Source organism: Actinoallomurus sp. CA-142502, from assembly GCF_050936355.1.
Classification (GTDB): domain Bacteria; phylum Actinomycetota; class Actinomycetes; order Streptosporangiales; family Streptosporangiaceae; genus Actinoallomurus; species Actinoallomurus iriomotensis.
The window spans coordinates 4,800,040-4,826,576 of the sequence record NZ_JBNJMY010000001.1; the positions used below are offsets into that span (position 1 = coordinate 4,800,040).

Below are 26,537 nucleotides of genomic sequence, written 5' to 3' on the forward strand. Positions count from 1 at the left end.
GATGACCGTCCAATGCCCGCACTGCGGCAAGCGCAACCGCGTGTCGGCGGTGGCCGACGGTACGCCGCGGTGCGGAAACTGCCACCGGCCGCTTCCATGGATCGCCGACGCCGGCGACGACGACTTCGCCGACGTCGCCGAGCGCGCCTCCGTGCCGGTCGTGGTCGACCTGTGGGCGACCTGGTGCGGTCCATGCCGCATGGTCAGCCCGGCGCTCGAACAGCTCGCCCGCGAGATGGCCGGCCGGCTCAAGCTCGTGAAGGTCGACGTCGACCGGGCGCCGAAGGTCCAGGAGCGGTTCGCCGTCCAGGCCGTGCCGACCCTGCTCCTCATGCGGGACGGCAAGGTGATCGATCGGCAGGCCGGAGCCGCGCCCGCTCCGGTCCTGCGCGCATGGGTGGAGAAGAACATTGCAAGAGACACCTGACGTGCACGGCGCGTGGCCGCGGCTGGACCCCGAGCAGATCCAGCGCCTGTCCGCGCACGGTGAGCGGATCCCGACCCGGCAGGGCGACGTTCTGTTCCGGCAGGGGGAGCCGGACTACGACTTCTTCGTGGTTGTGGACGGCTCGGTCGCGATGGTCGACGCCGACGAGGTCATCCGTGTGCACGGCCCTGGCCGGTTCCTCGGCGAGCTCGGTTTGCTCACCGGGCAGGCTGCGCTCGTCGGCGCCGTGGTCGACGAGCCGGGTGCGGTCCTGCGGATCCCGGTGGATCGCCTGCGCCTGCTGATCGCCCGGGACCCCACGCTCGGGGACCTCGTCCTGCGCGCCTACTTCATCCGGCGTTCGCTGCTGATCGAGCTCGGCGCCGGGCTGCGGATCATCGGCTCCCGGTTCTCACCCGACACCCGGCGGCTGCGGGACTTCGCGGCGCGCAACCGGCTCCCGCATCGGTGGATCGACCTGGAACAGGACACACAGGCCGAGCAGGCGCTGCGGCGGCTGCACGTCCGGCCCGAGGACACCCCGATGGTGATCCTCAACGGCGACCGGATCCTGCGCAACCCGAGCAACGCCGAGCTGGCTCGCGCGATCGGCCTGCCGACACCGGCCGCCCACGGCGACGTCGCCGACCTTGTGATCGTCGGTGCCGGGCCCGCCGGGCTGGCCGCCGCCGTCTACGGCGCCTCCGAGGGCCTGAGCACGGTCGCCGTCGACGCGATCGCCATCGGCGGCCAGGCCGGCACGTCCTCCTGCATCGAGAACTACCTTGGGTTCCCCTCTGGCATCTCCGGCGCCGAGCTCGCCGAGCGCGCGGTCATCCAGGCCGAGAAGTTCGGCGCGCGGCTCGGCGTCCCGGCGAAGGCCACCGCGCTGGAGGTCGAGAACGCCGGCTACGGCATCGCCCTCGGCGACGGCGGCCGGATCAAAGCCCGCACGGTGGTGCTCGCCACCGGTGCCCGCTACCGGCGGCTCGACGTCCCTGGCCTCGAACGGTTCGAGGGCTGCGGCGTCTACTACGCCGCCACCGAGGTCGAGGCGCTGCAGTGTGTCCATGTGCCCGTCGCGGTCGTCGGCGGCGGCAACTCGGCCGGCCAGGCCGCCCTCTATCTCGCCAAGCGCGCGGAGCGGGTCAGGCTGGTGGTCCGGGACGGTGACCTGAGCAAGAACATGTCCCGCTACTTGATCGACCAGATCGAGCGCTCCCCGAACATCGAAGTCCACCTGCGCACCGAGGTACGCGAACTGGTCGGCGACGAGACGCTGGAGGCGGTCGTCGTCGAGGACGACCGCACCGGCGAACGGCGTGTCCACGAGGCCCGGAACCTGTTCATCTTCATCGGTGCCGACCCCTGTGTCGGCTGGCTGGCCGGCCAGGTGGAGCTGGACGCGAAAGGCTTCATCCGCACCGGTGACGACGCGCTGCCCCTGGAGACCAGCCTGCCGGGCGTGTTCGCGGTCGGCGACGTCAGGAGCGGGTCCATCAAGCGGGTCGCGTCGGCCGTGGGTGAAGGCGCGATGGCCGTACGCCTGGTCCACGAGCGTCTCAGCGGTTGATTCGGAGCGCCGCCCGGAGCGTATGGTCTTCATGGCCCGCCGGGGCCGGCGGCACCAGACGGTCGCCGCACGGCGTCCACCAGTGTGCTCAGGAAGGCAGGGCGGGTTTCGGACGCAGGCGCAGCAGAGTCGTGGTCCCGTCGTCGCCGACGATCCGGACGTCGGTCTCGGCCGGTTCGGGGACCGTCAAGTCGATCTCCGTGGGATGGTCGATCATGTGACGGAGCAGAACCGGGAATCGTGCCGAGTTCCCCCCGACTCCGATGACGACCACATCGTCGCGGGGATCGTAGGAGGCGTACGCGAACGGCAGCCGCTCGGTCTCGAACTGGTCGCCGAAGTCGGCATCGAGCAGTTCGATGGCGGCGCTTTGACCGGCGTGATCCGCGCTCAGCGTGTCGAAGAACTCCGTCCACTTGCCGTGGTCGACCGTCGTGGCCTGGCTCATCTCGATCTCCTCCCGAAGGGTCACAGCGGCCGGCTCGCGCTGTCGGCCGGGGCCACCCGGGCCGCGGCCAGCACGCGTCGCGCCTCCTCGGCGAACGGTGCGTCGACCAGCACCTGGTAACGGTCGGCGACGACAGCGGGCACCGCGACGAACGACCGCCGCCGCCACATGTATGCGACCACCGCCCAGATGAGGCCGAACACGATGCCCATCACGACGGCGGAGATCACCGCTGCCGCCGCCCACGGACTGACGATCAGGAACACGAACCCGACCAGAAGCCCGATCCAGCCGCCGGTGACCGCTCCGGAGGCCAAGGTCCGGCCCAGGGTGAGGCGGCCGAGTACGGCCTCCTGCAGCCTGAGGCCCGTGCCCACGATCTCCACGTGTTCCACCGGGAACTTCTTCTCGGCCAGAACGTCCACGATGTGCTGGGCCGCCTCGTGGCTACCGTACGTACCCAGCACTGCCTTGTGCGGGCCTTCCTCGGCCCTGCCGGTTGACATGTGCCGTCGACCTCCTCTCGGATGATGCCGTGATGCCTGGTCGAATGCGGCACTGCGCGCGCCGACGGGATGGCTCCCACCCGGTCCCGCGTCTACGCCGTCACGCCTCCCTGCCGTCTCGGACCGCCGTCGCCACACCGTCCAGCGCCGACGCGATCGCGAGTGTGGCCTCGACCTGAGCGGCAATGAGCTTCTCGTGACTCATCCTGGGATCCAAGGTGAGCGCCTCCGTGATGAAGAGACGGGCGGCGCTCGTGTGGTCCTCAACGGTTTCCATGCTCTGAACGCTACGTACTGCGGCCTCGGGCGACATCCCCTAATCGGCCAGACCGTCCCAGATGGGTCCTGGGTCACCGGCCGAATCGGTGGTCCCGTCCTTGATCACTTGCCCGCCTTCACGACGAGCGGGATCAGCTCCACCCGCGAGGTCACCTAGAGCGGCCCATCGTGGGGCCGGTCGCATCCTCAGCCTGGGTAGACATGGCGGTTCTGTTGCCCGGCCATGGCGCGGGCGCGCGCAGTCCCCTGATCGGGCCGGGGCGTGGAAAAACGCGTTCCCAATGCCCGGTGTTCGGGGGAGTGGCCGACAAGCCTCCAGCCATACCGCCGTGCGGGTACCGGCAGACTGGGGCGCGTGCCCAGGCGATGACCGAGCACGCCTGCGAAAGGGCCTGCGGCGGGACCGGGCACCTGTCCTGACCGCGTGCCGGACCGCCCAGAGCGGCGGGCGCCATGCGGCGGAATCCGTGTGGAGAGCCGGGGCCGGGGGACGACCACTCGGCCCGGCTAGATTGGACACCACAAGCCAGGACATCGGGCTGTTCCCGGGCCGTGGCCGAAAGGCGCCGTGGCAGGATGGGAATCGTCCGGTGTCACGGCGCGAGTGGGGCCGTACGGAACCGCCGATCTGTTCGTCTTCCCCGTGGGCGGGATCCTGCGGCCGCCGAGCTCGACCGGCCCCACGACGAGGTCACCGGCGCGGTGACCGAGGCGGAGCCGCGCAACCCCAGCGCCGTGCTGCTGGGCGGATGGCCCGGCCGGCTCGGCGTGTCATGCGAGCCGTCGTTCTCGCGCGGGCTGCACCGGCGCCGCGAGGCCGAACTGTTCGCCGAGGAACTGCGGCGCCTCGAACCGGATGACGTCTACCGAGAGGCCCTCCAGGGGTGGCCGCGGAGTGTCGTCGTGCGCGGTCCCCTGAGCATGATCTGAGATGAACTCGGAGGTGCGATGACCATGCTGGTCGATGTCGCGGTCGAGCGCTACAGGTTCGTGTGCGGGCGCTGCGGCCGTGCCTGGACCGCCGACTACGACGTGCAGTACGTGAGCGACGACGTCGGCGCGACATTCGCGTTCTACCGGCTGGACGGCGTGCCGGTGCCACCGCCTACCGGAGGCGAGGTGACCTGTCCGAACTGCGGTGCCATGGGGGTCGCCGTGATCCCCGAGGGGCGTCGCGACAGCTCGCCCGCGCGGCTGGACAGCGACGAGCCCCGCCTCCGCGTCACCACCACCGGCGAACAGCGCCGCGCGACCGCCCCCCACCTGCCGGCCGTGGTGAGCCGGACATAGGGGATCTGGCCCGGTGCCGGTGCCGGCCTGGCGGCGGGGTGGTCGCGGTCGGCGGGCCGGGCGTGCTCCACCGGTCATTCGACGTCCCGGATGGCAGCATGCCCTCGCCGCGGGTGCCGAGGGAGAAGCCCGCGGTAACGGTGGGGAGGACCCCGGACAGGCCGAGCCGGTCGGCCGGGACGAACGCGAGATACGGCGTCAGTAATGACCCGATGATCTGGCCGCCGGCATCTCCTGGTCAGTGGCCGGCGAGCAGATCGGTCTCCGCGGCGTCGAGCAGCCGCTGAAGGTGGAGACCGTGTCGCACGTCCAACGGGTGCGGCCTGCGGTGCCCGACCGCGTCCGCGAACTCCTCGACCATCGTCCCGACAGCCTCGCGCTCGGTCACGTCGCCGCAGTCGATCACGGCGGAGCCGCCCGGCCCGAAGATCTCGATCTCCGCGCGGGCGGGTTGGTCGGCCGGCGCGGTGGCCAGCAGCGAGGCCTCGCTGTACCGGCCGCCCTCGTGTTCCAGCAGCAGGCCCACCCAGCCGCGCGGATCGCCGTGCGCGCGGACGAGCGCCGTGTGGCCGAGGGCGGCGTCGAGAAGGTCTACCACGTCCACCCCCACGTCCATGAGCACGCCCCGCTCGGCCCGCCACGCCGGCGCGTCCGAGGCCAGCGTCGCGGAGATCAGGCGGGCGGTGCCGCCGATGGGCCGCGCCCGCTTGACCTGCGTGCCGAGGTAGGTCCGAACGGCGGGTGCGTAGCGCCACGTCAACGCCACCTGGGAGACCACGTCGTCGGCGACGGCCTCGGCCAGCTCCTCAGCCCCGGCCAGGTCGCCGGCGATCGGCCTGCTCAGCAGGAGGGCCACATGCCGTCCCGCCGCCGTCGCGGCGAGGGACGGCTGCGCGGCGGGCGGCACGGCGAACGCGACCGCGTCGCAATGGTCGAGCATTTCGGCGAAGCCGCCGAAGGAGGGGACCGAATATCGCGCGGCGAGGCTCCGCGCGGTTTCCGGCGACCTCGACCAGACGCCCGCGAACCGGCTCGCGGGGGCGGACGTCAGCGAGGGCGCGTACAACTCGGCCGCCGAGCGGCCCGCGCCGGCCAGCCCCACCGACACCCTCATACACCCACCGTAATCACCGGCCACGTCGCGGAGGAGGCGGGAAGGCCTGTGCCCTTCACCCAGGCGGGAACTCATCGGCGATATACGCGGGCCCGGCCTGAACGTAAGGGCTGATGTGACCGACCCTAGCCGGCCGAGCACTTCGGCCGGCTAGAGGCCTAAGGGCCCCCGCCCCGGCCACGCGGGCCAAGCGCCTTAGCCGACCGCAGCGCCGGGCATCGTGGTGGGTAAGGGACGGAGACCGCCGCCACGTCGCCAGGGGAGCAGGCCGTGTCATCGCTGTTGTGGCTGCGCCGGGCGTTCGCCACGTTCGAGGGCGGCGCGGCGCCGGTCTACGGGCTGGTGACCGCGGCCGGCGTGTGTGTCCCGCTGGTGGCGGGCCTGATCACCGGGCGTGTCGCCGAGAGCCAGCTCGTCGCCCTGGGTGCCTTTTACGTCGGGGTCATCGCCCCGCAGGGGCGCCAGGGAGCCCGGGCCCGCTCGATGATCATCAGGGTGGCCGTCGTGACACTGTTCTCCTGGCTCGGCGGCCTGGTCAGCGGCCATGACTGGCTGATGGTTGTGGTCACATCCGCGGTCGCAGCGCTGGGCGCGGCCATTCCCGAGCTGGGACCGATGGCGGCGCTGTGCACGCTGGTTGCGGCGCTGCGACCGGCGACCAGCCCAGCGCTGTATGGCGGATTGCTGGAGACGCTGGGCGGTGTGTGGATCTGTGTGCTGCTGCTGGCACCGTGGGTCGCACAGAGGCTTCGGCCGCTGCGCGCCGGTGTCGTCGCCGCCGCATGTTCGGTCGCCGACATGCTCGACGGTCTGGCGGGCCCTGACCTGGACCCGGGCGAATGGTCCCGTCGGCGCGCAACCGCGTATTCGGACCTTCACTCCGCTCGGGTCGCCTACGGCCTCTACCGCTCGGGCGGCTTCGAGGAACAGCGGCGACCGGCTCGGATCATCGCGGCGATCCACGAGATGATGGACGAGGCAGCCGTCCTGGGCGCGCTGCGCCTGGAAAGCCGACCGTATCCAACGGAGTGGCAGGCCGAATTCGGGGCCGCCCTCACCACCGTCGCCGTCCGGCTGCGCACGCTCGGCCTGGCGATCGAGACGGATACGGACGCGCCGCCCGACACTGTGGCGGCGGGCTCGGTCCCGATGGGCCGGTCGGGCGAACACGACAGCCGGGGTATCAGCGGGAGGGCCGGTCCGCCCACCATCGCGCTGCGCCTCCACGCTGACCGGATCATCGGCCGGATGAACGCGTCGGCCGACACGGCGTGCCGGGCCCTGGCGCAAGAGCGGCGCATCGCCGGGCGACGACTGCCCGGGATCCGGGCCTGGTGGGGGCGGTGCGTCGAAGCGGTCAGGATCCGGTCACCCCGGTTCCGGCACGCCGCACGCCTGGGTACGGCGCTGGCGCTGACCATGATTCTGGCTGTCGGACTGCACCTGTCTCACCCGCACTGGCTGATCCTCACCGTACTGTTCAGCCTGCGCGACTCGTACACCGGCACGGTACGGATGGTCCTGCAGCAGGCCGTCGGCACCACAGTCGGCGCCACAGCCGCCGCCGGTGCCCTGGCACTCATGCCTGGGCGGATCACCCTCCTCGCCTTGATCTTCATCAGTGGCGCACTCGGGTTCACGCTCAAACCGGTGAACACGGGTTATTGGATCATGTTCGGCACGCCGATGACCATGCTCCTCATCGACTTCACCGCGCCGCTGAACTGGCAGGCCGGGATCCTGCGCATCGTACTCAGTCTCGCGGGCGCCCTGCTCGCGCTGCTCTTCGCACAGCTGTTGTTTCCGGCCGGGATCCAGCGGCGGACAGCCGAGCGGCTGGCTCGGCTGCTGCATACCCATGCCGCTCTCGCGCGTGCGGTCGCCGAACCGTCCAGGGGCCGCGAGGCCCGGATCCGCGGCGCGGACCGGAAGGCGGCGTCGGCCGCCGCCACGCTCGAAGCGGCCGGCACCAGACTCAGGCGGAAGGCCGGGTCACCCGACGAACAGATCTCGCGCATCGGTGAGACGGGCAGAGCCGCGCGGCGGCTACGAGATCGCCTGACGTCGCCGGCGTCCTTCGCCGCCGTCCCGGTCGGTCCCATCGCTACGGCCGCGCGTAAAGTCGCCGACCATCTTGACCAGGGCGCCGACGAGGTCCTCGCCTTTCCTGATCCGGGTCCTGATCCGGGCTCTGCAACGCCGCAGGCCGAAGTCGGCATCCGCGATCAGCGCCCACCGGCGCCACCCGGCCGTAGCCGGCCCGGACTCCGCGGCCACATCGCCCCCGATGCGACTTCGGCGGAGCCTGCGGGTGCTGCGGGCACCCGCGACATGGTGTCCGGGCTGATCGCTGACGCCGAGCGACTCAGGGAACTCAGCCACGCGACGGTGACCGGCCGGCCCGGCGGACGTTGACCGCGCGACGCATGGGTGGCTGCGCTCGCGTCGATGGCGGCTCGCGAGGAACAGGGAGGCGGAGAACCGGGGAACTGGGCACCGGCCGGCGGATCTCACCCTTGCGGGGGAATCATGCCTGATTCCCGTCTCGGATCGGCGCTCGTTAGAGCGAGAAGGTGATCGGCGGCGTCCTCTCTCGACAGCCCCTTGGCGATCGGCCTCCGAAAACGCTGCCGCTCCTCACACCGATTGACCGGTGACGTCAGCCGGCGACGGTCGCCACGGCCGTCAGAATCGCCCGTGGGTTGGCCGGCACGGACATGCCGTCGACAGTGACCGTGGGTGTCGCGCCGACCCCGCGCCGACCGGCCATGAAGGTCACGTAGGCGGACCAGGCCAGGTACGCCCGGCCGAGCACGCATCGCGCGAACGATGGTTCGGCCAGTCCGACTGAGCGGCCGATCTCGACCAGCGTCTCGTCAGTGAGGCCCGGTCCGCCCTCCGGCGGTTGCCTGGCGAACAGCGCGCGGCCGTACTCCCTGAACCGGCCGCCGTCTGCCGCGCAGCCTGAGGAGGACGACGCACGGGACGAGTAGTGGTCGGTCGACAGACGATCCAGAAACGTCATCGGGTGGAAGACGATGGTGGTCAACCCCTCGGCGACCAGGCGGTCGAGCGTCGGTCCGGCCGTCTCTTCGAACTGCTTGCAGAACGGGCACAGGAAGTCGATGTAGGTGTCGATGGTGACCGGGCCGGCGCCGATGACGATGCCGTCTCCCTCCGCCGACGCCCCGGCCGGAACGCGCTCCGGCGCTGGCGCTTGTGGCATCCATGTGGTCATGCGATCCTCCCTATCGCGGCAGGACATGTGGCTTGACCTTGCAGGTCTTTCCATGCTACGTGGCCGGGTCCGGGGTGCTTCTCCGGTCCCGCGTTCACCCACGCCAAAGGGATGAGAGAGCCTGAACCTTAGGAGCCGCCGGGTGCCCGGCAGGCGCGTTCCGCGTCGGATGTCTGAGATCAGGTCGTGGATACCTCCGCGCTCGCGAGCAACGCACGTTGCCGGCGCCAGTCCGCGATCGCGGTGGCGTGGTCGGGCTGATCGGCGCGGAACGTGATGCCGCTGGTAACGGGCATTCCGGCGTGGACGTCCGCCTCGACGCTCTTCACGGTCAGTTCGAAGCACTCCAGGTTCGCCGTCTCCGGGACCGCCAGCGGGGCGGGTTCGGCCCGGACGTAGATTACGGACCCGGGGGAGATGGCGGCCAGGAGCGCGGTACCGCTGCGGCCGAGGTTGTGCGCGGTGCGCGAGCCGTGCCACAACGCGACCCGCAGGGTCCGCTCGTCGCATATGAGCAGCTCGCCGGCACTGACAACGCAGATCCGCGGCGCTCCGTTCTCGTCGGTGGTGACCAGCAGGAAGCCGGTCTGGTCCTCGTCGGTGAGCGCTTCGTCGTCCAGGGCGTGGACGAGTTCGTCCGGGAGCCGGTCGCCGAGCGTGTCAGCCATGCTGATCGGCCTTTCGTGTCGGGGACGCGCGTGCTGGTGAGGGGCACCCTGACCGGGGTGGGCGCGTCCGGCGGCGGTCAGCGGCGTCGCGGGGGGACGGTCGGGATCGCGGGGATGGACGGGATGTCCGCAGGGTCGATCTTGAACTCCGCGGGGTAGGCCAGCGGGTCCGTGGCGGAGCGGGGCTCGGTCGAGCGCCAGCTGTAGATGCAGGTGTCGCAGACGTACATGGTCCACCGGCCGGGTACGGGCGAGGTGGTCAGGACCCGGACGTTCTCAGCGTCGCAGCGCGGGCAGATGGTGTCGTTCACTGTGGTGTCGTTCACTTCAGGAGTCCCTTGATGATGTTCTCCCAGTCGGCGGTGCCCTCGGGGTTGCCGACCACCTGGGAGTAGTGACCGCGCTCTTCGGGCGCGACGGGAGTCGTGGCGTCCAGTACGACCTTGTGCGTGATGCCGGCCGGGTCGGAGCTGGGGTCCAGCGCGAGCACCGAGAGGTTCGGGATCGTGACGGTGTCGTGCAGGGGGTGGTAGTGCACCGAGAGGGCCCACATCACCTGCGCGAGGTTGAACGGGTCGACATCCTCGTCGACCAGGATGATCACTTTGCAGTAGGCCAGGCCGTGCGGGACGGTCATCGCCCGCATGCCGACCGCCTTGGCGAACCCGCCGAAGCGCTGCTTGACCGAGATGATGCCCAGCAGGCCCTGGGTGTACATGGCGTTGACCGCCGCCACTTCGGGGAACTCGGCCTTCAGCTGCCGGTACAGCAGCACGCTGGTGTTGAGCGCCAGGGTGTAGTCCATCTCGGTCCACGGCATGCCGAGGTAGAGGTGCTCGAAGATCGGGTTATGGCGGTGCATCACCCGGTGGATCTTGATCACCGGCTGCCGGCGGGCACCGGAGTAGTGGCCGGTGAACTCGCCGAACGGTCCCTCGATCTCCCGCTCACCGGCGATGATCTCGCCCTCGATGACGACCTCGGAGCCCCATGGCACGTCGAGGCCGGTCACCGGCGCCTTCGTGATGCGGTACGGGGCGCCCTGGATGGCGGCCGCCATCTCGTACTCGGACTGGTCGTAGGCCAGCGGCATGCCGGCCACCGTGGTGATCACCGGCTCGTTGCCGAGGGCAATGGCGACGGGCAGGTTCTCGCCCCGCTCCTCTGCCCGCTGGAGATGCAGTCCGATGTCGTGCGCCGCGAGGGGCTGGATGCCGAGCCGGTCCTTGTCCTTGACCTGGATCCGGTAGATGCCGACGTTCTGCTTGCCGAAGTTGTCCGGGTCGTCGGGGTCCCGGCTGATGACGGCGGCCTTGTCGATGTAGCAGCCGACGTCGTAGCTGTTGAGCCGGAACAGCGGCAGCAGTTGGAACAGGTCGATGCCCTCGGTGAGGGTCACCTCCTGCCACGGCGCGTCGTCACGCCGCTCGATCGGACCGGGGAAGGCGTCCCAGCGGCCGGCGAACTCGAAGAACTGGTCCTTGACCGTGGTGTTCTTGTCCAGGCCCAGCATGAGTGCGTGGTTGGGCCAGGACCCGACGGTGTTGAGGGCCACACGTCCCTTGCCGGGCTCGTAGCCGTTGATGTCATCGAACAGCAGGGCCGGACCGCGGTCGGTGAGGTTCGCGGTGGCGCGGGCCGCCGCTGCCAGGTCGGGCTCGGGGTTGACGGGGTCGGAGTAACGGAGCAGCTGACCGTCGCGGTCCAGTGTCGCGAGGAACTCCCGCAGATCGGCATAGGCCATGTTCGGATCTTCTTTCGAGTGGAGTGGCCCGGGAGAGCGAGGCTTCCCATCGGTCTGGGAGCCCGGGCCGGTGAGGCGGTGGAGCCGCGCCCATCAGGCCGTGGCGACCACGGTGTCGTCGATCGGCGCGTGGCCGGCGGCAGCGGTCGCTGTGCGCCGGTCGTAGGACGGAGCGGAGGCTCTTGGGCGCGCGCCCTCCCGCATTCCAGTCCAGCGGCGCGCCGTGGGCAGGTCCAGCTCGAACTGGTCGAGCGTGCGTCCGACGATGTGCTCGACGATGTCGCCGATGGTCGAAGGGTGGTTGTAGAACGCGGGCGCGGGGGGCAGCACCGTGGCGCCCATCTGGGAGAGCGCGAGGAGGTTCTCCAGGTGGATCGTTGACAGCGGGGTCTCGCGTGCCAGCAGCACCAGCCGGCGACGCTCCTTCAGCGTGACGTCCGCCGCACGGCCGATCAGGTCGTTGGCGTAGCCGGTACGGATGCCGGCGACCGTCTTCATGCTGCACGGCACGACCACCATGCCGTCCGTGCGGAACGAGCCACTGGAGATGGCCGCACCTTGGTCGTCCGGCGGATAGCTCACGCTCGCCAGGCTGGTCACTTCGCGCACGGTGTACGGAGTCTCCTCCGTGATGGTGGCCCGAGCCCAGCGGCTCACCACCAGATGGGTCTCCACGTCGAGCTCACGCAGGGCAGTCAGCAGGCGTACCCCGATGATCGCGCCGGTGGCCCCCGTCATGCCAACAACGAGTCGCACGGCAACCTTCCAGAACAGATCAGTCACACACAGTTAGAACGTGTACGTCCTAATACGCTCACACGATACTCCGTGTACGTCCTAACGCAAGTCCGGGGTTCGGAAGGCCGCCTGGCCGGTTACGGTGCCCCGGTGTGCTCTCGCCGGGCCGGCGTGCTGGAGCCGTCCCACCGGTACCGGTCGGTGTGCCTCAGTCCCAGCAGCTGCAACACGCGCTCGACGAGTTCGTCCTGCAGCTCGCCCAGCGTCTGCGGGACGTTGTAATAGGTCGGGATCATCGGATACACGATGGCGCCGGCCTCGGTGACCGAGACCATGTTGCGCAGGTGGATCAGGTGCAGGGGCGTCTCCCGCAGGCAGAGCACGAGCCTGCGGCCTTCTTTCAGTGCCACGTCGGCCGCCCGCTCGATCAGGTCCAGCGCCAGGCCTTGGGCGATGCGGCCGAGCACTCCGGCCGCGCACGGCAGGATCACCATCGCGTCATACGGGTAGCTGCCGCTGGTCACGGGGCCTGCGAGGTCAGTCGGGTCCAGCATCCGTACCTTCGGCGATGTGCCCCCCAGCGCCTGCGCGACCGACTCCGGATCCTCCTGCGTACCGAACTCCAGCGCCGCCAGCTTGCGGCCGTTGGCTGACACCAGCAGGTCAACGTGCGTGACGCGGTCATCCTCCTGGAGTGCCGCCAGCAGCCGCTTGGCCGCACCGGTGCCCCCGGCGCCGGTGACCGCCACCGTTATTCTCCGGTCTTCGGGCATGGTGTCCGCTCCTTCGCGAGCGCAGGCAGTCCCGGATATCCGAGGAGGTCGATCGCAAGACTTCCCGTGCGGAAGACAGCGAAAACCTTGCGCGTCGCGCCCGGTAGGGGATGCCCTGACCAGGGCGGATATGGCTGCCCTCGGGACCAAATGCGCACACCGGAGCGCCGTGCGCACGACGCGTGCACGACCTCCCGGAGCGTCCGGGCTCAGCGCGATTCTTCGGTGTCCAGCACGCGGTCCGTCAGCCGCAAGAACTCCTCGCGCTCGGCCGCGCTCAGCGCCCCGAGCAGCTGTTCGTCGACATGGGCGGCGAACGGAGCGGTATGGGTCACGATCTGCCGGCCCTCCGGGGTGAGGTCCAGCAGTTTGCGCCGCGCGTCGGCGGTGTCCCGTGTGATGACGAGCAGGCCGCGACCGCGCAGCCGTTCGACGATCGGGGCGGCGGTGGACTTGTCCAGACCCGCATGCTGGCCCAAGGTGCCCTGGTCCATGCTGCCGTGTACGTACAAGGTGCCCAGCACGGTGAACTGCGGGCCCGTGAGGTCGTAGGGCACCGTCTCCTGCCACATCCGCGTCCGGAGCTGGTACAGCCGCCGGATGATGTGCCCCGCGCCGCTGGTCCCCTGCTGTACGAGCGCCCGGATCTCCCCCTCATCGGGGCGGGTGGCCGGACTGGAGCCGGCGACTCCGGGTGTGTCGTCCGCACCGGTCATGCGGGCACTCCTTCGCGTTCTTCGGACGTGCACGGAGTATAGAGCGCGCGTTGCTCCGCACGATGTCCAGGCCGCAGTAGCCTGGCGGGAACGGCATGGCCACGTGCTCGGCCAACATCTGCGAGAGTGCGTCGATCTTCACGACCGCGTTGAACGATCAGATCGTTTTCCTGCATCCGTGCCGTGGGGTGACGGGTCCGCCGGTGGCGAAGAAACCGCTGCGGATCGTTACGCCGACTGAGTTCGAGTCGATCGTCGATGCGTTGCCCGGCGAGCAGTGGAGCCTGGGCCGTCGACGAGATCCGCTACGCGACCGATCAGCTGCAGGCTGACGGGTTCGCCGCCGTGACCAACTACGACGGCGTGTACTTCGGCGACAGCCGTTTCGAGGCCGCACGGACTACCCGCCGGCGGGTTCCGACACCATCGCCGACACGTCAAAGAAGCTCCGGACCGCCCTCGACCGTGCCGCGCAGCGGCACGGTCGAGGGCGCCTTCGCCCACCTGTTCCCGCGCGCGGCCGGGACTCGCCGCCGCACCGGGCACGCCCAGAACGGGCGATGGAGACCGCCGATGACACCGGCTCGACACCGGTCCCCGATCCTCGGAACGGGTGGCTCCCGCCCCACATCGCCGGACCGCGTGCGGATGTCGCGGTTACGGGAGAGGGAGCGACCCGAAAGTCGGAAGAGACTGCGTCAGGCGAGCTTGATGACGGTGTCCAGCCTGCCCCCATGAGGAATGCGCAGCACGTGGATGAGGCGTTCGCCGTCGCGGAAGTACGTCGACGCGCCGTGCTGGAGAGTGGCGGGCCGGGCCGTGCCCCAGCGGATGGCGATCACGGTGTTTCCGCGGCGTAGGTCCAGGCCCGTGGCGGTCGCGCCGGTGTCGGCGCCGTACGTCGCGCGGGTGCCGTCGGTGAAGGTCACCTTGTCGGTGGGGTGCAGGATCAGCGGGATCTGTTCGGTGGCGGCCGATGTGGCCTGCACTGAGCGGCGTACGGTGTCGTGAGTGAGGATCACGTCGGTTCGGACGCTGGAGTTCGCCGTGTGGTAACGGATCCCGAACGTGCCCTCGCTGTGCGAGCGTTTCCCGGTCCAGGCCGGTCCGCCCGGCTCGCCGTCGAAGTACTCCGCCGGCTGGTTCGCCGCGGCGTCCGGGTTGCCGTTGCTCAGCACCGTGGCCCAGCAGGTTTCGTTACTGTCGTTGAGCGAGTGCACCACCATGCCTGCGGCGGGATGCCACAGGAAGGTCAGGCCGGTACGCGTGTGGGTCGTCGCGCGGGTGCCGAAGTAGCCACCGACGTAGAGGCCGGGACGCCGGACGTACAGGAAGTCCTGCCCCAGGTCACTGCGCAACTCCACGAAGTGGGTCTTCTTCAGGTACGGCAGGTCCGCGACGGCCTTCTTCTTCTCCTTCCTGGTCGGGAAGTTCTCGCCGTAGATCGCGTGGGTGAGGATGCGCGGTGAGGTGTCCTGCTTCTGCAGCGGGGGCACCGGTGCCGGGTCGGCCGCCCAGGCGGCACGCGTGGCGGCGAGGTCCTCCCGCGTGGTCAGGAACGCGCCCAGTTCGGGCACCTCCCGGACGAACGTCCAGTTCAGCGCGGTCCGGTCAGGGTCGGACCGGATGTCGTCGTAGTAACGGCTGCTGGTGCGCGTGGACGGGGCGATGTTGGCGATGTAGCCGGAACCGTCGGGCTCGCGAACCAGGTTGTAGCCGAGCCAGTCGGCGAAGGCGCGCGCCATCGACACGAACGTCTTGTCTCCGGTCTGGTGATAGGCGTCGGCCGTCTCCGGCAGCATGACCTCGAAGTTGTAGTTCATGTCCATGCCGCGCTGCTCGATGAAGAACCCGGCGGGGCTCTGGCCCGTGCGGGCGAGCCGCGCGATGGCGTCCGTCAGACGCTGCCGCAGGAACGAGTCGGGGTCGAGGTTCAGCGCGAGGGACGCGCCGGCCAGCCCGGCGGTGGCCTGGTTGGCGTACGCCAGAGGTGTCTGCCAGATCGCGGTGGTGGCCGGATCCAGAAACCACGTCATGGCGGACCGCAGGGCCGTCCGGATCTGAGCCTGACGCTCGGGCAGGACGCGAGCCTTCCGCAGGATGCCCAGAGTCTTGCTCAGGTACCCCATGGCGAAGCCGGTGGCCGGCATCGAGTGCTCGCCGATGGAGTACTCCGGCCACGAACCGTCGCCGTGCTGCAGGCTCAGGTAGTGGCCGAGGCCGGCGTCCAGCGCGGCGAGCAGCGCGGAGTCGCCGGCGTAGGGGTTCCAACGCCGGGCGTTCGCGTAGAACCAGCTCAGGGTGTAGACGTGCTCCTGGACGCGAGCGTTGTACGGCGCGGCGGGCGACCGCCACCAGCCGCCGGCGAAGAAGCCGTCGTCGTCCATGTCGTCGACCATCGGCGCGAGGGTCACCAGGTACGGCGCGTAGCGCTGCTCGGCCGGGGCGAACACCTTGCGGTCCGGCGCTCCCGGCGGCAACGGCGCCAGGTCCGGCAGGGCGCCCGGCGCCGAGGCGCCCGCCCGGCTCACCGGCAGGGCGACGAGCAGGGCCGCTCCACCGGCCGTTGTGAGCAGGCCACGGCGGCTCAGGGGGCGTGTCGAGGGCAGGGGAGAGTGCGGTTTCACGGAAGACCAACTCCTTGGGGACGGAACACTTCCGGGATTCGTCGGTTACTTGAGGCCCGTGTGCGCGAGTCCTTCGATGAACTGCCGCTGCGCGATCACGAAGACGATGATCACTGGAACGGCCGTGAGCGAGGCCGCGGCCAACTGCACGTTCCACATCGGCCCGCCGTACGCGTCGACGTACTGGGTGAGCGCCTGGGGCAGGGTGAACCTCTCCGGTGAGGAGAGGTAGACGATCGGTTCGAGGTAGAGATTCCAGCTCTGCAGGAAGGTGAAGATGGCGACCGCGCCGAGCGCGGGGCGCGCCAGGGGCAGCGCGATCCGCCAGAAGGTGGCCAGCCGGCCCAGCCCGTCGACCTGAGCCGCCTCCTCCAGTTCCTTCGGCAGGACCAGGAAGAACTGGCGCATGATGAAGGTGGCGAGCACGCTCGGCGCACCGAAGATGGGCACCAGGATCAGCGGCCAGTGCGTGTTGATCAGGCCCCACCGGTGGAACATCTGGAACAGCGGCACGATGGTGACCTCGCTGGGGATCAGCAGGCCGACCAGGATCACGAAGAACAGGGCGTTCGCGCCGCGGAACCGGATGCGCGCGAACGCGTACCCGGCGAGTGAGGAGACCGCCATCGTGCCGATGGTGACGACGGCGGCGATGTAGAGACTGTTGACGTACTGCCGTGCGAACGGCTGGAGGGTGAAGACCTGGCGGTAGGCCCCGGCGTCGATGCCGGAGGGGAACAGCGACGGCGGCGAGGCGAAGATCTGGCCGACCGGTTTGAGCGACGAGGTGACCATCCACCAGGTCGGGAAGACGAACGGGACGCACAGCACGCAGAGCAGCCCGTACAGCACGGTCTTACGCCTCATGGAAGACCCACCTCCTCCGGAGGCGCCACTGGAGCAGCGTGAGCACCAGGACGATCGCGAACAGCAGCACCGCGAGGGCCGACCCGTAGCCGAACTGGTGGAACTGGAAGGCCTGCTGGTACAGGTAGTAGACGAGCACCGTGGTCGACGTGCCCGGCCCGCCCTGCGTGAGGACCGCGATCTGGGCGAAGACCTGCAGCGAGCCGACCACGGTGATGATCGAGGTGAGCAGCAGTGTCGGGCTGATCAGCGGCACGGTGATGGAGCGGAACCGCCGCCAGGCCCCCGCCCCGTCGATCCGCGCCGCTTCGTACACCGACGCCGGCACGTCCTGGAGAGCGGCGAGGAACAGCACCATGTTCAGGCCCACGTTCTTGAAGACCTGCACCATGATCACGGAGAACATGGCCCCGCCGCCCGTGCGCAGCCAGTTGGGACCGGTCACGCCGACCACGGACAGCAGACCGTTGATCCCGCCGTTCTTCTGCAGGAGGAAACCCCACACGATCGTCCACGCCACCAGCGAGACGACCACCGGGGAGAAGAACAGGGTGCGGAAGACCGCGGTGCCGCGCAGCCTCTGGTTGAGCAGGACCGCCAGGAGCAGGGCCAGGGTCAGGTTGACCGCGACCAGCCCGGCCGAGAACAGGGCCGACGCCGTGAGTACGGAGGGCAGCTTGGGGTCCTCGGCCAGCCGCCGGTAGTTGTCCGCGCCGACGAAGTCGAACGTGCCCGCCAGCACATTCCACTCGTTCAGGCTGTACCAGACCACCATGCCGAGGGGCACCAGGACGAAGATCACGCTGCCGATGAGCTGTGGCGCGACGAACAGGTAGCCGACGAGGTGGTCGCGGCGCCGGGCGGTCCAGAACCGCCCGGCTTTTCGGGGGGCGCTCGTACGGCCGGTGACGGCCGTACGAGCGGGAGTCCGAACCGTCATCACTTGGCCAGCAGCGGTTGGACGGAGCCGCACACCGAGGCCATCACCTTCGGGACGTCGGCCCCCGGCCGCCAGAGCGGGTCGAGCGCGGCGCGCACCGTCTGGGCGATTTCGGCCTCGCCGGTGTGGTTGGGCTTGACCCGGCCGTTCGCGATGCCGTCGAGGACGACCTTCTGCAGTTGGTCGGGCTTGAGCAGCGGGTTGCTCTTGGCCAGGGCGTCGGCCGTCAGCAGCGATGTGCGCGGCGGCGGGAAGTACTGCGCGAGCTTGGCGGAGTTGGCCGGGTCGGTGAAGAAGGCCAGGAAGTCCGCCGCCGCGTCCGCATGCTTGCCATTCTTCAGCACCCCGAGCCCGCCCTGGCCGATGACGTTGTACGCGCCGTTCGGCCCGGCCGGAAGCGGCACCAGATCCCAGTGGAACTTCGCGCCCTTGAGTAGGGCGGCTCGGCTGATCTGGGTGATGGTCATGGCGGCGTCGCCGGCGAAGAAGTCCGGTGACGTGCCGGGGCCGGGCATCGCCTTCTGGTCGAAGATCGCCTTGTGCAGGAAGGTCATCGCCTGGACCATCTGGGGCTTGGTGAAGCCGCAGGTCTTACCGTCCTCGCTCCACGCCTCGGCGCCCCACCCGCCCCATACGGTGGCCAGGTTGTCCCACGCCTTGTAGTCGAAGTCGCGGACCACCAGGCCCGCCTTTCCGGTCCGCTGGTGCACCGCGGACGCGGACGCGATCGCCTGGTCCCAGGTCCAGCCGGCGGCGGGGGGCTTCTGGCCGGCCTTCTTGAGCAGGTCGGTGTTGACGAAGACGCCGAACGGCGAGGTGGAGAACGGGTAGGCGTAGAGCGATCCGTCCTGGCGCCACAGCCGGGTCGGGCCGGCGGCCAGGTCGCCGTACTGGTAGCCGGGGTACTTCTTCAGCTTGTCATCGAGCGGGAGCAGCGCGTGAGAGGCGACGAAGTCGGGCGCCGTGTTCTCCAGGATCCAGGCGAGGTCCGGCGGGTTTCCACCGGCGATCTGCGTGGTCAGCGCGGTGCTGTAGGTCTCCACCGGCAACGGGTCGAACCTGATGGAGGCGACGTTCGGGTGCGTCCGGCGGTACTCGTCGGCGATCCCGTTGAACAGCTTGAGATGGTCGGCGTTGTTGGTCCAGATGGTCATGCGCAGCGAGACTTCGCCCTTGTCCTTGCCCGACCCGCCGCCCCCACAGGCGGCCAGGCCGAGCAGGATCGCGAGCCCGAGGCTCAGCAACCTGGTGATCTTCATTGGGGGCTCCTTAGTAGCCGACGATGTCCGGCCAGTGGAGTTCGACTCCTTGGTCCTCGAGGCGGGCCTGGAAGTCGGTGAGCAGCCCGGGATCCTCACGGACCGCCCTGGGGGTGGTCCCGAGATCCAGGCAGAAGGCGGCCAGCGCGCCGGCGGCCTCGCCGATGTTCCATTCGACGGGGTGCAGGCGATAGCAGCCGTTGGTGATGTGCGTCGTGCCGATGTTCTTGCCGGCGGCGAGCAGGTTGTCGACACGCTGGGGGAGGAGCGCGCCGAGAGGGATCTCGAACGGGCTGTTCGCCACGTCGAAGTAGTTGTCGCCGCCGGTCGAGGGATGCAGGTCGATGCGGTACATCCCGATGCCGACCGAGTCGGGGTAGCGTACGGCGCCCTTGTCGCCGCGCACGGCGATCGACAGATCCTGCTCGACGATGGTGCGTTCGGCCCGGATCCGGCGGCTCTCCCTGATGTACGGTGCCTGCGCCAGCCCGTCGGGTGACCCCGTGACGTCACCGCGCAACCGCAGGCCGGGGAAGCCGGTGCCGCCGTCCGGACGCGGTGCCTCGGTCTGCAGCCAGTAGAGCACGCACCGGGACAGTTCCCTGACTCCCCGGAGATGCCGGTCCGCGTCGTCGATGTCGAAGACCGGGCCGAGGAAGTAGTCGATCATCGGCCAGTTGACCAGCGTGATGTCGCTTTCGTACGCCCCCTCGGTGAACAGCCGGCGAGCGGCGATTCTGCGGAAGGTCCACAGGTTGCCGTCCCCGGGGTTGCGCCGCTGGTCGGCCCGGACGGCCAGGGGATCGTCGTCCGGGTTGGGGGTGAAGCTCCGCTCGGTGATCTCCAGCGTGCGAGGGTGGGGTGAACGCCAGCCGAGCAGGTTGCCGCCCCAGAACGGCGGGGCGTAGTCGCGCCAGAACGCGTAGTTCGGAGGCCGGTCGATGGTGTGGTCCCCGGGCACGTGGTCGATCGCGAAGCATACGGAGACCGCCTGCATGTTGTGCGGCTGCGCCTCGGCGGGAGCGCCGGGTTCGCCGGTGTCGGACTCCGCCTCGAACCCGGTCACGTACTCGGTGCCCGTCAGCGGCAGCAGCTCCCCGGTCTCGGTGGCGTCCAGGACGTACGGCGCGGAGATCGTGATCTCGTCGCCGCCGTACCGATGGGCGACCTGTACCGCCGTCACCCGGTCCCCGTCCGTGTCCGCCGCGACCGGCCGGTACGGCTGCAGCACGACAAGCCTGCCGCCGCCCCGGTACGGTGCGAGCATCGCCTCCAGCACGGCCACGGCGACGCGCGGCTCGTGGCAGAGCGGGCTGACCCAGCCGGCCCCTGGATTGAGCTCCCGCCATGCACGTGCCCGTTCGGTGAGCGGGAAGTGCCTCCGGTAGAACGCGCGGATTCCGTTCCGCAGCTCCCGGTAGCCGGCGGTGACGCCGAAGTGTTCCACCCAGGTGTGCTCATCCGGCGGCACCGCCTGGCTGGTGAGCTGACCGCCCAGCCAGTCGTACTCCTCGGTGAGGACGACACGGCGCCCCGCGCGCAGCGCGGCGAGCGCCGCCGCGACTCCGCCGAGCCCTCCCCCGACGACCAGCACGTCGGTCTCCATCTCCGTCAACATGGCTCCTTTCACGCCGCGGGGCCGCTGAGTGTCGAGCCCACGACCAGTTCGCAGGGCAGCAGTCGCTGCACGAGAGGGCCGCCCTCCAGCAGCCGGGTCAGAACCTGGATGGCCTGCCGGCCCATCTCCCGGCGGGGGATGCGGAAGCCGGTGAAGTCGATGTCGGTGCGCGCCGGGCGCGTCGGATCGCCCAGGGTCACGATCGACAGGTCGGCCGGTACGGAAAGACCGCGCCCGAAGGCCTCGTCGACGAGCGCCACCGCGTCCGCGTACTCCTCGGCGAAGACGACCGTGACCCCCTCCAGCGCGTCGAGCCACTCGGCCGGGCCGCCGGCGGTCGGGCGTACGTGTCGTACCGGCAGGTCACCCGCACCTTCGCGGAAGCCGACCATCCGGTCCGCCAGGGACTCGGCTCCTTCGCCATGGCCGAGGTAGGCGAGGCGGGTGTGCCCGAGCGCCCTGGCCCGCTCGACGAGCGCGCGGACGGCCGGACCGTAGGCGGTCCCGACGTACGGCACGGGGCCGCCCGCGTCGTCGCGCCGCCCGACCGAGACGAACGGGAAGTTCTCCGAGACCAGGCGGGCGAGCTCGTCGCGGTCGAGAGAGCGGCCGAGCAGGACGCAGCCGTCGGCGAGACGAAGGCGGTTGGCCTCGTGGTAGATGCGGCGCCGCCCGTCGATGACCGGCACGCTGGTCAGCAGCAGCAGGTCGCAGCCCAGCCTTTCGGCGCATTCCTCGATGCCGACCAGGAACGGATGGTAGAAGTCGGCCGTGGCGCTGGGGAAGACCGGTTCGTACGTGAAGACGCCAAGGATCCGGTTGTGTCGGTCCGCCAGGCGTCGCGCGACGGGATCGGCCACGTATCCGGTCTCCCGGATCACCGAGAGCACCCGGTCCCTCGTCTCCCGGGGAATCCGTGTCTCGTCGCCGGGCCGGTTGTTGAGCACCAGAGAGACGGTCGTCTGGCTGACCCCCGCGAGTCTTGCGATGTCACGCTGGGTGATCCGTCTCGACGCCGCGTCCGACATCCGGCCCCCTCCTGCTAATACGTATTAACCTGGCCTAATGAACGGATCTTGGAGGATGGGCACGGGCTGCGTCAAGGGTGCTAATACGAATTAGCGATCGGCCGTGCCATTGACCATCCGATCGCCGAGAGTCGAGACTCTCCGGGAAACTCGCGCTTCGAGCAAGGAGGCCGGCGATGCCCGAGATGTACCTGGACCCCGAGTTGGCCGCGGGCCTGGCCGCGGCACCGGTCCGCCCGTTCGACGCGTCCGAGGTCCGGTACGAGGACCTGCCGGCGTTCCGGAAGGAGCGCGCGGCCCTCGTGGTCCCCGAGGCGTCCGACGAGCGGATCACCATCACCGAGCGCCACACCCCGGTCCGACTTCGGATCTACCGCCCGGTCGGCCCGCCGGGGACGCTTCCGTGCCTGTACTGGATTCACGGCGGAGGCATGATCATGGGGAACGTCGAGGCGGACGACGCCCGGCTCGTCGAGTACGCGCTCGCCGTGGGCTGCGTGGTGGTGTCGGTCGACTACCGGCTGGCACCGGAGCACCCGTACCCGGCGGGGGTGGAGGACTGCTACGCGGGGTTGGTGTGGACGGCCGACCATTCGGACGAGCTCGGAATCGGCGCGATCGCCGTCGGCGGCGCGAGCGCGGGAGGCGGCCTGGCGGCCGCGGCCGCGCTGCTGGCGCGTGACCGCGGAGGCCCCGACCTGGTGTTCCAGCTGCTGTGCTACCCGATGCTCGACGACCGCAACGAGACGCCGTCCAGCTTCATGGAGGTTCCGTCCTGGGGCCGGCGGGAGAACGTCTTCGCCTGGACGGCCCTGCTCGGCCCCTCTCCCGACGAGGTGCCGCCGTACGCCGCGCCGGCGCGGGCCACCGACCTGTCCGGACTGCCGCCCGCGTTCATCGACGTCGGCCAGGTGGACATCTTCCGGGACGAGTGCCTCGACTACGCTCGCCGTCTCGCCCAGGCCGGCGTGCCGACCGAGTTCCATCTGTACCCCGGCGCTTACCACGGCTGGGACTCCCTTGTGCCCGACGCGGCCCTCAGTCGCCGCGCGGTCCGGGAGCGGATCCGGGCCCTGCGCGAGCGCGTCGCCCCCTGTCCCTCTTCCCCGTACGGTCCCGGCGTCGGCCCATAGGCCGGATGGCCGACGTAAGCCAGGAACGATACGTAGGCCAGGAACGATGGCGACAGCATGGCGGGGTCTGCGATGCGCCAGTCGGCGATGGACAGGGGCAGCCGGCGAGCTCGATGTCCCGGCCCGATCGGTCCTACGCTGCTGGAGACATACCTGTCCGCTCGCCGCTGCCGCCTCGTCTTCGCCCGACGCCGGTTTCGCGGGCCGGCTGGTCGAATGAGCGGCCCGCGTGCTCGGCATCATCGTCCGCAAATCCGAAGGCCGGAAAGGTTTCAATGTCCTACCGCGCCGGTGGGCGGTCGAACGGACCCTGTGCCTGAATCACCACCCACCGCCGCCTGGCCCGCGACCACGAACGCCTCCCCGCCGCATCGTGCTTGTCATAGCCGACGTGATCGGTGATCTCACGCTCCAAAGCCGACTCCAGTACCCGCTTGGTCAGCTGCTAGTTCTACAGTCCCCGCGTTGGTGGTCGTCTTGGGATCGCGCCTTGCTACTATTCGGGTAGTAGATCGCGTGTCTCCCGTGGTGAGGACGTCTGTCGATGTCGAGTGCTCGTCTTGGTGTCCTGGCCGGTGCCGTCCTTCTCCTCGTCATCGCTTCGACGGTCGGCTGGTATGTGTTCCGCGTTGTCCTCAAGTCCGGGCCGGGTTGCGTGGTCACCGCCGTGTCGGGCACGGGCTCGGGCGACTACACGCTCACGACCACGCAGGCCGACAACGCGGCGACGATCGCCGGCGTCGGTATGCGGATGGGCGTTCCCGATCGCGCCGTGTCCGTCGCGCTTGCCACGGCGATGCAGGAGTCCGGGCTCGTTAACCTGGCCGGCGGCGATCGGGACTCTGCCGGGCTTTTCCAGCAACGCCCGAGTGAAGGCTGGGGGACCCACGGGCAAGTCACCGATCCCGTGCACGCGAGCATGGCGTTTTATGAGCATCTGCTGCGGCAGCCCGGCTGGATGACGATCAGCTTCACCCGGGCCGCCCAGCTCGTCCAGCATTCGGCGAAGCCGGACGCGTACGCCAAATGGGAGCCGGAGGCGCGAGCCCTCGCGAGCGCTCTCACCGGTGAGAGGGCCGCCGCGCTGAGCTGTCACGACCTTGCGGCCACCACGGCGGCGGTCACGCTGAGGTCGACCGCGCTCACCGAGCTCGGCACCACGAGTATCAGTGGCACGCATGGCCGCGCGCGCGGCTGGGCCCTCAGCGGCTGGCTGGTCGCCCACGCGGCGCGGCTCCGTATCGAGCAGGTGAGCTTCGGCGGTGACACCTGGACGGCGAGCTCTGGGAAGTGGTCTCCCGCGTCTGTCGCGACGGATGTCCTGAGTCTCCGCGAGGTGGCGGATTCCCGATCCTAAAATTTCATTTACTTAATGGCCCTACTTGGGTCGTCTAAGAATGTGCAATCATTCCTTTTCGTGACAACAACGCAACTCGACCGGAATGGAAGTTTTGCTCATTCGCGGCGTGCGATGAGCAAGGTGCCGGAAGTCGCGATCTACTTCTGGATCGTAAAGGTTCTGACCACCGGGATGGGTGAGACCACCTCGGACTTCCTCGCCCATCAAATCAATCCGATCATCGCCGTCGGCTGCGCGGGAGCCGTTCTGGCGATTTCTCTTTCAGTGCAATTCTATGTGCGGCGGTATATTGCGTGGATCTACTGGAGCGGCATCGTCGCGGTGAGCGTCTTCGGAACGATGGCGGCCGACGTGCTCCACGTCGGACTGGGCGTTCCGTACTTCGCCTCGACCGCTGTCTTCATCGTCGTTCTGGCGGTGATCTTCGTGGTCTGGTACTGCACCGAGAGAACGCTGTCCATCCACAGCATCCACACCTGGCGGAGAGAGTTCTTCTACTGGGCCACGGTCATCGCGACCTTCGCCCTCGGCACCGCCACCGGTGACATGACCGCGGTAACGCTGCACCTGGGCTATTTCACCTCCGGCCTGATGTTCGCCGCGCTGATCGCCGTCCCCGCCGTGGCCTACCGGCTCGGCCTGAACCCCGTCTTCTCCTTCTGGCTCGCGTACGTGATCACCCGTCCGCTGGGCGCCTCGTTCGCGGACTGGGCGGGAGTGTCGCGAGCGCGCGGCGGCCTCGGCCTGGGCACGGGACCGGTGAGCCTCGCCCTGGCCGTCGTGATCGTCGTGTTCGTGGGCTATCTCGCCGTCAGCCGGAAGGACGTCGAGCGAGGCTCGCACCGCCGCAGGTGAGCCGCCGGAACGGCGTAGCCGGTGGGCGGCGCCATCCCGTTCCGCCTGCCGGGCCGCTGACCGCCACGCCTGTCTACCTGATCTAGCCGCAGGCGTGAGCGGCGCCCGCATCATGTCCGCTCATCGGACGGCGGCTGCCGGGAAGCAGCGTGACCGCGACCACGACGAGAACGTATCCGACCCGCAGCAACCCGAGAACATGCAGTGAGATCGGTGCGACGTGTGCCACGAGACGTGCGACGTGCAGCATCAGCAGACCGCCGGTCGTCAGCCAGGGCCATCGCCGATCGGAGACCACCAGGTCGTACGCTACGGCGCCGAGCAGGATTCCGGCCGTGTAGTAGGAGTACACCTCCGGGTCGAGCAGGATCCGCGCGGCCGTGGCGAGCACGATGACCGCGGGCCATCGGCCTCGGATCACCGCGAGCGTACCGAGCAGGCAGCCGAGTGCCAGCTGGGCCGGCCGGTCCCATGAGGGGGTGCGCGGGTAGGTGAAGCCGAGCGCGCGCAGGCCCGACGACGTCGCTGTCGGGATGGTGAAGCTCGCCGCGGTCAGCGTGTGCCCGTCGTAGAGCAGGAACGGCAGCCAGGCCACCGCCACGCCGGCCGCGCACGCGGCCGCCGCACGCCATCGACCGGGGCGCGCGACCGCGAGCAGGAGGGGAGCGAAGGCCGCGGCCCACGGCTTGGCGTCGGCGGAGGCCGCGACCAGCAGGCCGGCGGCGACCGGATGGCCGGATCTGACCGCGTGCAGGGCCGCGACCGCGAAGAGCAGCGCCAGGACGTCGTCCAGGTGGCCGGCGTGGGTGACCAGTTCGGCCCAGACCGGAAGGAAGAGCAGTCCGGTGGTGAGCAGCCGTGATGGTTGCCGCGTACCCGCCGGGGCCAGGCGCCACAGTGCGTACAGGACGAGCGGCCCGGTGAGGCTCATCGCGGTGAGCGCCAGGAGACGGCCAGGTGTGGCTCCGAGTAGCCGCAGTGGTGTTGCGACCAGGAAGGCGATCGGCCCGATCTGCAGGTCGGGATGGGCGGCGTACAGGTGGAGGCCCTGGCCTGGATCGTCGCCGAACAACAGCCGGCTGCCCTGGGCGAAATAGTGCCACGAGCCGCCGCCGCCCGGCAGGCGCAGGCCGGTCCATATCGCCGTCCAGGTCCACAGGCACCACCACACGGCTCGGGACCGCCGATCGTGATCCGGGCTCGTTTCGCTGGCCGTAGGTGAGGCTCCGCCGTGTACGACCTCCTGTTCGATCATCGCGCCACGTCGTGGTGATGCCATGATGACCTGTGCATTCTCCGGCTCCTCCCTAGTGGTGTGGCCAACGTAGGGAGAGCC

General features: G+C 69.7%; 27 protein-coding genes. 9 read left to right on the forward strand and 18 right to left on the reverse strand.

Annotation, left to right across the window (positions count from 1 at the left end):
- The first annotated feature begins 1 nt into the window (after position 1).
- Both trxA and ACQEV1_RS22885 read left to right on the forward strand, forming a co-directional pair.
- Positions 2–427 carry a thioredoxin gene (trxA, locus tag ACQEV1_RS22880; protein ID WP_433395933.1) on the forward strand — a complete coding sequence of 142 codons (426 nt, stop codon included), beginning with the start codon at positions 2–4 and terminating at the stop codon, positions 425–427.
- Positions 411–2,000, forward strand: coding sequence for an FAD-dependent oxidoreductase (locus ACQEV1_RS22885; protein ID WP_285619426.1), 1,590 nt, complete (start codon positions 411–413; stop codon positions 1,998–2,000). The genes trxA and ACQEV1_RS22885 overlap by 17 nt, the downstream gene beginning before the upstream one ends.
- An 88-nt stretch (positions 2,001–2,088) precedes the next feature.
- Here ACQEV1_RS22885 and ACQEV1_RS22890 read toward each other — a convergent pair whose 3' ends face one another.
- The 3 genes from ACQEV1_RS22890 to ACQEV1_RS22900 form a co-directional block, all read right to left on the reverse strand.
- Positions 2,089–2,448: a DUF5335 family protein gene (locus tag ACQEV1_RS22890; RefSeq protein WP_285619423.1), complete on the reverse strand. Its 360-nt coding sequence runs from the start codon at positions 2,446–2,448 to the stop codon at positions 2,089–2,091.
- Between the two features lie 20 nt (positions 2,449–2,468).
- The gene (locus ACQEV1_RS22895) at positions 2,469–2,954 is read right to left on the reverse strand and encodes a general stress protein (RefSeq protein WP_285619421.1); all 486 of its coding nucleotides are present in this window, start codon (positions 2,952–2,954) and stop codon (positions 2,469–2,471) included.
- 100 nt (positions 2,955–3,054) lie between these two features.
- On the reverse strand, positions 3,055–3,231 hold the full coding sequence (locus ACQEV1_RS22900; RefSeq protein ID WP_285619419.1) for a hypothetical protein: 177 nt from the start codon (positions 3,229–3,231) through the stop codon (positions 3,055–3,057).
- A gap of 704 nt (positions 3,232–3,935) precedes the next feature.
- Here ACQEV1_RS22900 and ACQEV1_RS22905 point away from each other — a divergent pair.
- Positions 3,936–4,163, forward strand: a complete 228-nt coding sequence (locus ACQEV1_RS22905) for a hypothetical protein (protein ID WP_433395936.1) — start codon at positions 3,936–3,938, stop codon at positions 4,161–4,163.
- Positions 4,164–4,187: 24 nt separating this feature from the next.
- On the forward strand, positions 4,188–4,523 hold the full coding sequence (locus ACQEV1_RS22910) for a hypothetical protein (protein ID WP_433395938.1): 336 nt from the start codon (positions 4,188–4,190) through the stop codon (positions 4,521–4,523).
- Positions 4,524–4,761: 238 nt separating this feature from the next.
- Here ACQEV1_RS22910 and ACQEV1_RS22915 read toward each other — a convergent pair whose 3' ends face one another.
- Positions 4,762–5,637 (reverse strand): Gfo/Idh/MocA family protein, encoded by an 876-nt coding sequence (locus tag ACQEV1_RS22915; protein ID WP_433395940.1) that lies wholly within the window; start codon positions 5,635–5,637, stop codon positions 4,762–4,764.
- A 270-nt stretch (positions 5,638–5,907) separates the two neighbouring features.
- Between ACQEV1_RS22915 and ACQEV1_RS22920 the strand changes: the two genes are divergently transcribed.
- Positions 5,908–8,052 (forward strand): FUSC family protein, encoded by a 2,145-nt coding sequence (locus tag ACQEV1_RS22920; protein WP_433395942.1) that lies wholly within the window; start codon positions 5,908–5,910, stop codon positions 8,050–8,052.
- A gap of 244 nt (positions 8,053–8,296) precedes the next feature.
- Here the strand turns inward: ACQEV1_RS22920 and ACQEV1_RS22925 are convergent, their stop codons facing one another.
- The 7 genes from ACQEV1_RS22925 to ACQEV1_RS22955 all read right to left on the reverse strand — a co-directional run bounded on the left by ACQEV1_RS22925 (position 8,297) and on the right by ACQEV1_RS22955 (position 13,514).
- Positions 8,297–8,875 carry a DsbA family protein gene (locus tag ACQEV1_RS22925; RefSeq protein WP_285619410.1) on the reverse strand — a complete coding sequence of 193 codons (579 nt, stop codon included), beginning with the start codon at positions 8,873–8,875 and terminating at the stop codon, positions 8,297–8,299.
- A 179-nt stretch (positions 8,876–9,054) separates the two neighbouring features.
- On the reverse strand, positions 9,055–9,543 hold the full coding sequence (locus ACQEV1_RS22930) for a hypothetical protein (RefSeq protein ID WP_433395944.1): 489 nt from the start codon (positions 9,541–9,543) through the stop codon (positions 9,055–9,057).
- 77 nt (positions 9,544–9,620) lie between these two features.
- Positions 9,621–9,869, reverse strand: coding sequence for a non-oxidative hydroxyarylic acid decarboxylases subunit D (locus tag ACQEV1_RS22935; RefSeq protein ID WP_285619404.1), 249 nt, complete (start codon positions 9,867–9,869; stop codon positions 9,621–9,623).
- Positions 9,866–11,287: a non-oxidative hydroxyarylic acid decarboxylases subunit C gene (locus tag ACQEV1_RS22940; protein WP_433395946.1), complete on the reverse strand. Its 1,422-nt coding sequence runs from the start codon at positions 11,285–11,287 to the stop codon at positions 9,866–9,868. Before ACQEV1_RS22940 ends, ACQEV1_RS22935 begins: the two co-directional genes overlap by 4 nt.
- Positions 11,288–11,380: 93 nt before the next feature.
- On the reverse strand, positions 11,381–12,043 hold the full coding sequence (locus tag ACQEV1_RS22945) for a UbiX family flavin prenyltransferase (protein ID WP_433395948.1): 663 nt from the start codon (positions 12,041–12,043) through the stop codon (positions 11,381–11,383).
- A 119-nt stretch (positions 12,044–12,162) separates the two neighbouring features.
- On the reverse strand, positions 12,163–12,798 hold the full coding sequence (locus ACQEV1_RS22950; RefSeq protein WP_285619398.1) for a UbiX family flavin prenyltransferase: 636 nt from the start codon (positions 12,796–12,798) through the stop codon (positions 12,163–12,165).
- Between the two features lie 209 nt (positions 12,799–13,007).
- Positions 13,008–13,514, reverse strand: a complete 507-nt coding sequence (locus ACQEV1_RS22955; RefSeq protein WP_433395950.1) for a MarR family winged helix-turn-helix transcriptional regulator — start codon at positions 13,512–13,514, stop codon at positions 13,008–13,010.
- Positions 13,515–13,609: 95 nt separating this feature from the next.
- On the opposite strand from ACQEV1_RS22955, the gene ACQEV1_RS22960 reads away from it, so the two are divergent.
- On the forward strand, positions 13,610–13,846 hold the full coding sequence (locus tag ACQEV1_RS22960; RefSeq protein ID WP_433395952.1) for a hypothetical protein: 237 nt from the start codon (positions 13,610–13,612) through the stop codon (positions 13,844–13,846).
- A gap of 366 nt (positions 13,847–14,212) precedes the next feature.
- On the opposite strand, the gene ACQEV1_RS22965 is transcribed toward ACQEV1_RS22960, so the two are convergent.
- The 6 genes from ACQEV1_RS22965 to ACQEV1_RS22990 are packed head-to-tail and all read right to left on the reverse strand — an operon-like array spanning position 14,213 to position 21,853.
- A complete protein-coding gene (locus ACQEV1_RS22965; RefSeq protein ID WP_433395954.1) occupies positions 14,213–16,141 on the reverse strand; it encodes a hypothetical protein in 1,929 nt (642 codons plus the stop codon).
- A gap of 45 nt (positions 16,142–16,186) precedes the next feature.
- Positions 16,187–17,008: a carbohydrate ABC transporter permease gene (locus ACQEV1_RS22970; RefSeq protein WP_285619392.1), complete on the reverse strand. Its 822-nt coding sequence runs from the start codon at positions 17,006–17,008 to the stop codon at positions 16,187–16,189.
- Positions 16,998–17,948, reverse strand: coding sequence for a carbohydrate ABC transporter permease (locus ACQEV1_RS22975; RefSeq protein WP_285619391.1), 951 nt, complete (start codon positions 17,946–17,948; stop codon positions 16,998–17,000). Before ACQEV1_RS22975 ends, ACQEV1_RS22970 begins: the two co-directional genes overlap by 11 nt.
- Positions 17,948–19,207, reverse strand: coding sequence for an ABC transporter substrate-binding protein (locus ACQEV1_RS22980; RefSeq protein ID WP_285619389.1), 1,260 nt, complete (start codon positions 19,205–19,207; stop codon positions 17,948–17,950). Before ACQEV1_RS22980 ends, ACQEV1_RS22975 begins: the two co-directional genes overlap by 1 nt.
- Before the next feature lie 10 nt (positions 19,208–19,217).
- Positions 19,218–20,825, reverse strand: a complete 1,608-nt coding sequence (locus tag ACQEV1_RS22985; protein WP_433395957.1) for an FAD-dependent oxidoreductase — start codon at positions 20,823–20,825, stop codon at positions 19,218–19,220.
- Between the two features lie 8 nt (positions 20,826–20,833).
- The gene (locus ACQEV1_RS22990) at positions 20,834–21,853 is read right to left on the reverse strand and encodes a LacI family DNA-binding transcriptional regulator (RefSeq protein ID WP_285619387.1); all 1,020 of its coding nucleotides are present in this window, start codon (positions 21,851–21,853) and stop codon (positions 20,834–20,836) included.
- Positions 21,854–22,029: 176 nt separating this feature from the next.
- On the opposite strand from ACQEV1_RS22990, the gene ACQEV1_RS22995 reads away from it, so the two are divergent.
- From ACQEV1_RS22995 to ACQEV1_RS23005, 3 genes are all read left to right on the forward strand, one after another.
- Entirely contained in the window at positions 22,030–22,986 is a 957-nt protein-coding gene (locus ACQEV1_RS22995; protein WP_433395960.1) for an alpha/beta hydrolase, read from the forward strand.
- A gap of 619 nt (positions 22,987–23,605) precedes the next feature.
- Positions 23,606–24,343: a hypothetical protein gene (locus ACQEV1_RS23000; RefSeq protein ID WP_433395962.1), complete on the forward strand. Its 738-nt coding sequence runs from the start codon at positions 23,606–23,608 to the stop codon at positions 24,341–24,343.
- A gap of 114 nt (positions 24,344–24,457) precedes the next feature.
- Positions 24,458–25,201 (forward strand): COG4705 family protein, encoded by a 744-nt coding sequence (locus tag ACQEV1_RS23005; RefSeq protein WP_433395964.1) that lies wholly within the window; start codon positions 24,458–24,460, stop codon positions 25,199–25,201.
- A gap of 82 nt (positions 25,202–25,283) precedes the next feature.
- Here the strand turns inward: ACQEV1_RS23005 and ACQEV1_RS23010 are convergent, their stop codons facing one another.
- A complete protein-coding gene (locus ACQEV1_RS23010) occupies positions 25,284–26,456 on the reverse strand; it encodes a hypothetical protein (RefSeq protein WP_433395965.1) in 1,173 nt (390 codons plus the stop codon).
- Positions 26,457–26,537 lie beyond the last annotated feature (81 nt).

Bases quoted from the DNA above. Each gene is read 5' to 3' on its own strand.
- trxA (WP_433395933.1), top strand. From the start codon at position 2: ATGACCGTCCAATGCCCGCACTGCGGCAAGCGCAACCGCGTGTCGGCG.
- ACQEV1_RS22890 (WP_285619423.1), bottom strand. From the start codon at position 2,448: ATGAGCCAGGCCACGACGGTCGACCACGGCAAGTGGACGGAGTTCTTC.
- ACQEV1_RS22895 (WP_285619421.1), bottom strand. From the start codon at position 2,954: ATGTCAACCGGCAGGGCCGAGGAAGGCCCGCACAAGGCAGTGCTGGGT.
- ACQEV1_RS22900 (WP_285619419.1), bottom strand. From the start codon at position 3,231: ATGGAAACCGTTGAGGACCACACGAGCGCCGCCCGTCTCTTCATCACG.
- ACQEV1_RS22910 (WP_433395938.1), top strand. From the start codon at position 4,188: ATGCTGGTCGATGTCGCGGTCGAGCGCTACAGGTTCGTGTGCGGGCGC.
- ACQEV1_RS22915 (WP_433395940.1), bottom strand. From the start codon at position 5,637: ATGAGGGTGTCGGTGGGGCTGGCCGGCGCGGGCCGCTCGGCGGCCGAG.
- ACQEV1_RS22925 (WP_285619410.1), bottom strand. From the start codon at position 8,875: ATGACCACATGGATGCCACAAGCGCCAGCGCCGGAGCGCGTTCCGGCC.
- ACQEV1_RS22930 (WP_433395944.1), bottom strand. From the start codon at position 9,543: ATGGCTGACACGCTCGGCGACCGGCTCCCGGACGAACTCGTCCACGCC.
- ACQEV1_RS22940 (WP_433395946.1), bottom strand. From the start codon at position 11,287: ATGGCCTATGCCGATCTGCGGGAGTTCCTCGCGACACTGGACCGCGAC.
- ACQEV1_RS22950 (WP_285619398.1), bottom strand. From the start codon at position 12,798: ATGCCCGAAGACCGGAGAATAACGGTGGCGGTCACCGGCGCCGGGGGC.
- ACQEV1_RS22955 (WP_433395950.1), bottom strand. From the start codon at position 13,514: ATGACCGGTGCGGACGACACACCCGGAGTCGCCGGCTCCAGTCCGGCC.
- ACQEV1_RS22960 (WP_433395952.1), top strand. From the start codon at position 13,610: ATGGCCACGTGCTCGGCCAACATCTGCGAGAGTGCGTCGATCTTCACG.
- ACQEV1_RS22970 (WP_285619392.1), bottom strand. From the start codon at position 17,008: ATGAGGCGTAAGACCGTGCTGTACGGGCTGCTCTGCGTGCTGTGCGTC.
- ACQEV1_RS22975 (WP_285619391.1), bottom strand. From the start codon at position 17,948: ATGACGGTTCGGACTCCCGCTCGTACGGCCGTCACCGGCCGTACGAGC.
- ACQEV1_RS22980 (WP_285619389.1), bottom strand. From the start codon at position 19,207: ATGAAGATCACCAGGTTGCTGAGCCTCGGGCTCGCGATCCTGCTCGGC.
- ACQEV1_RS22985 (WP_433395957.1), bottom strand. From the start codon at position 20,825: ATGTTGACGGAGATGGAGACCGACGTGCTGGTCGTCGGGGGAGGGCTC.
- ACQEV1_RS22990 (WP_285619387.1), bottom strand. From the start codon at position 21,853: ATGTCGGACGCGGCGTCGAGACGGATCACCCAGCGTGACATCGCAAGA.
- ACQEV1_RS22995 (WP_433395960.1), top strand. From the start codon at position 22,030: ATGCCCGAGATGTACCTGGACCCCGAGTTGGCCGCGGGCCTGGCCGCG.
- ACQEV1_RS23005 (WP_433395964.1), top strand. From the start codon at position 24,458: ATGAGCAAGGTGCCGGAAGTCGCGATCTACTTCTGGATCGTAAAGGTT.
- ACQEV1_RS23010 (WP_433395965.1), bottom strand. From the start codon at position 26,456: ATGATCGAACAGGAGGTCGTACACGGCGGAGCCTCACCTACGGCCAGC.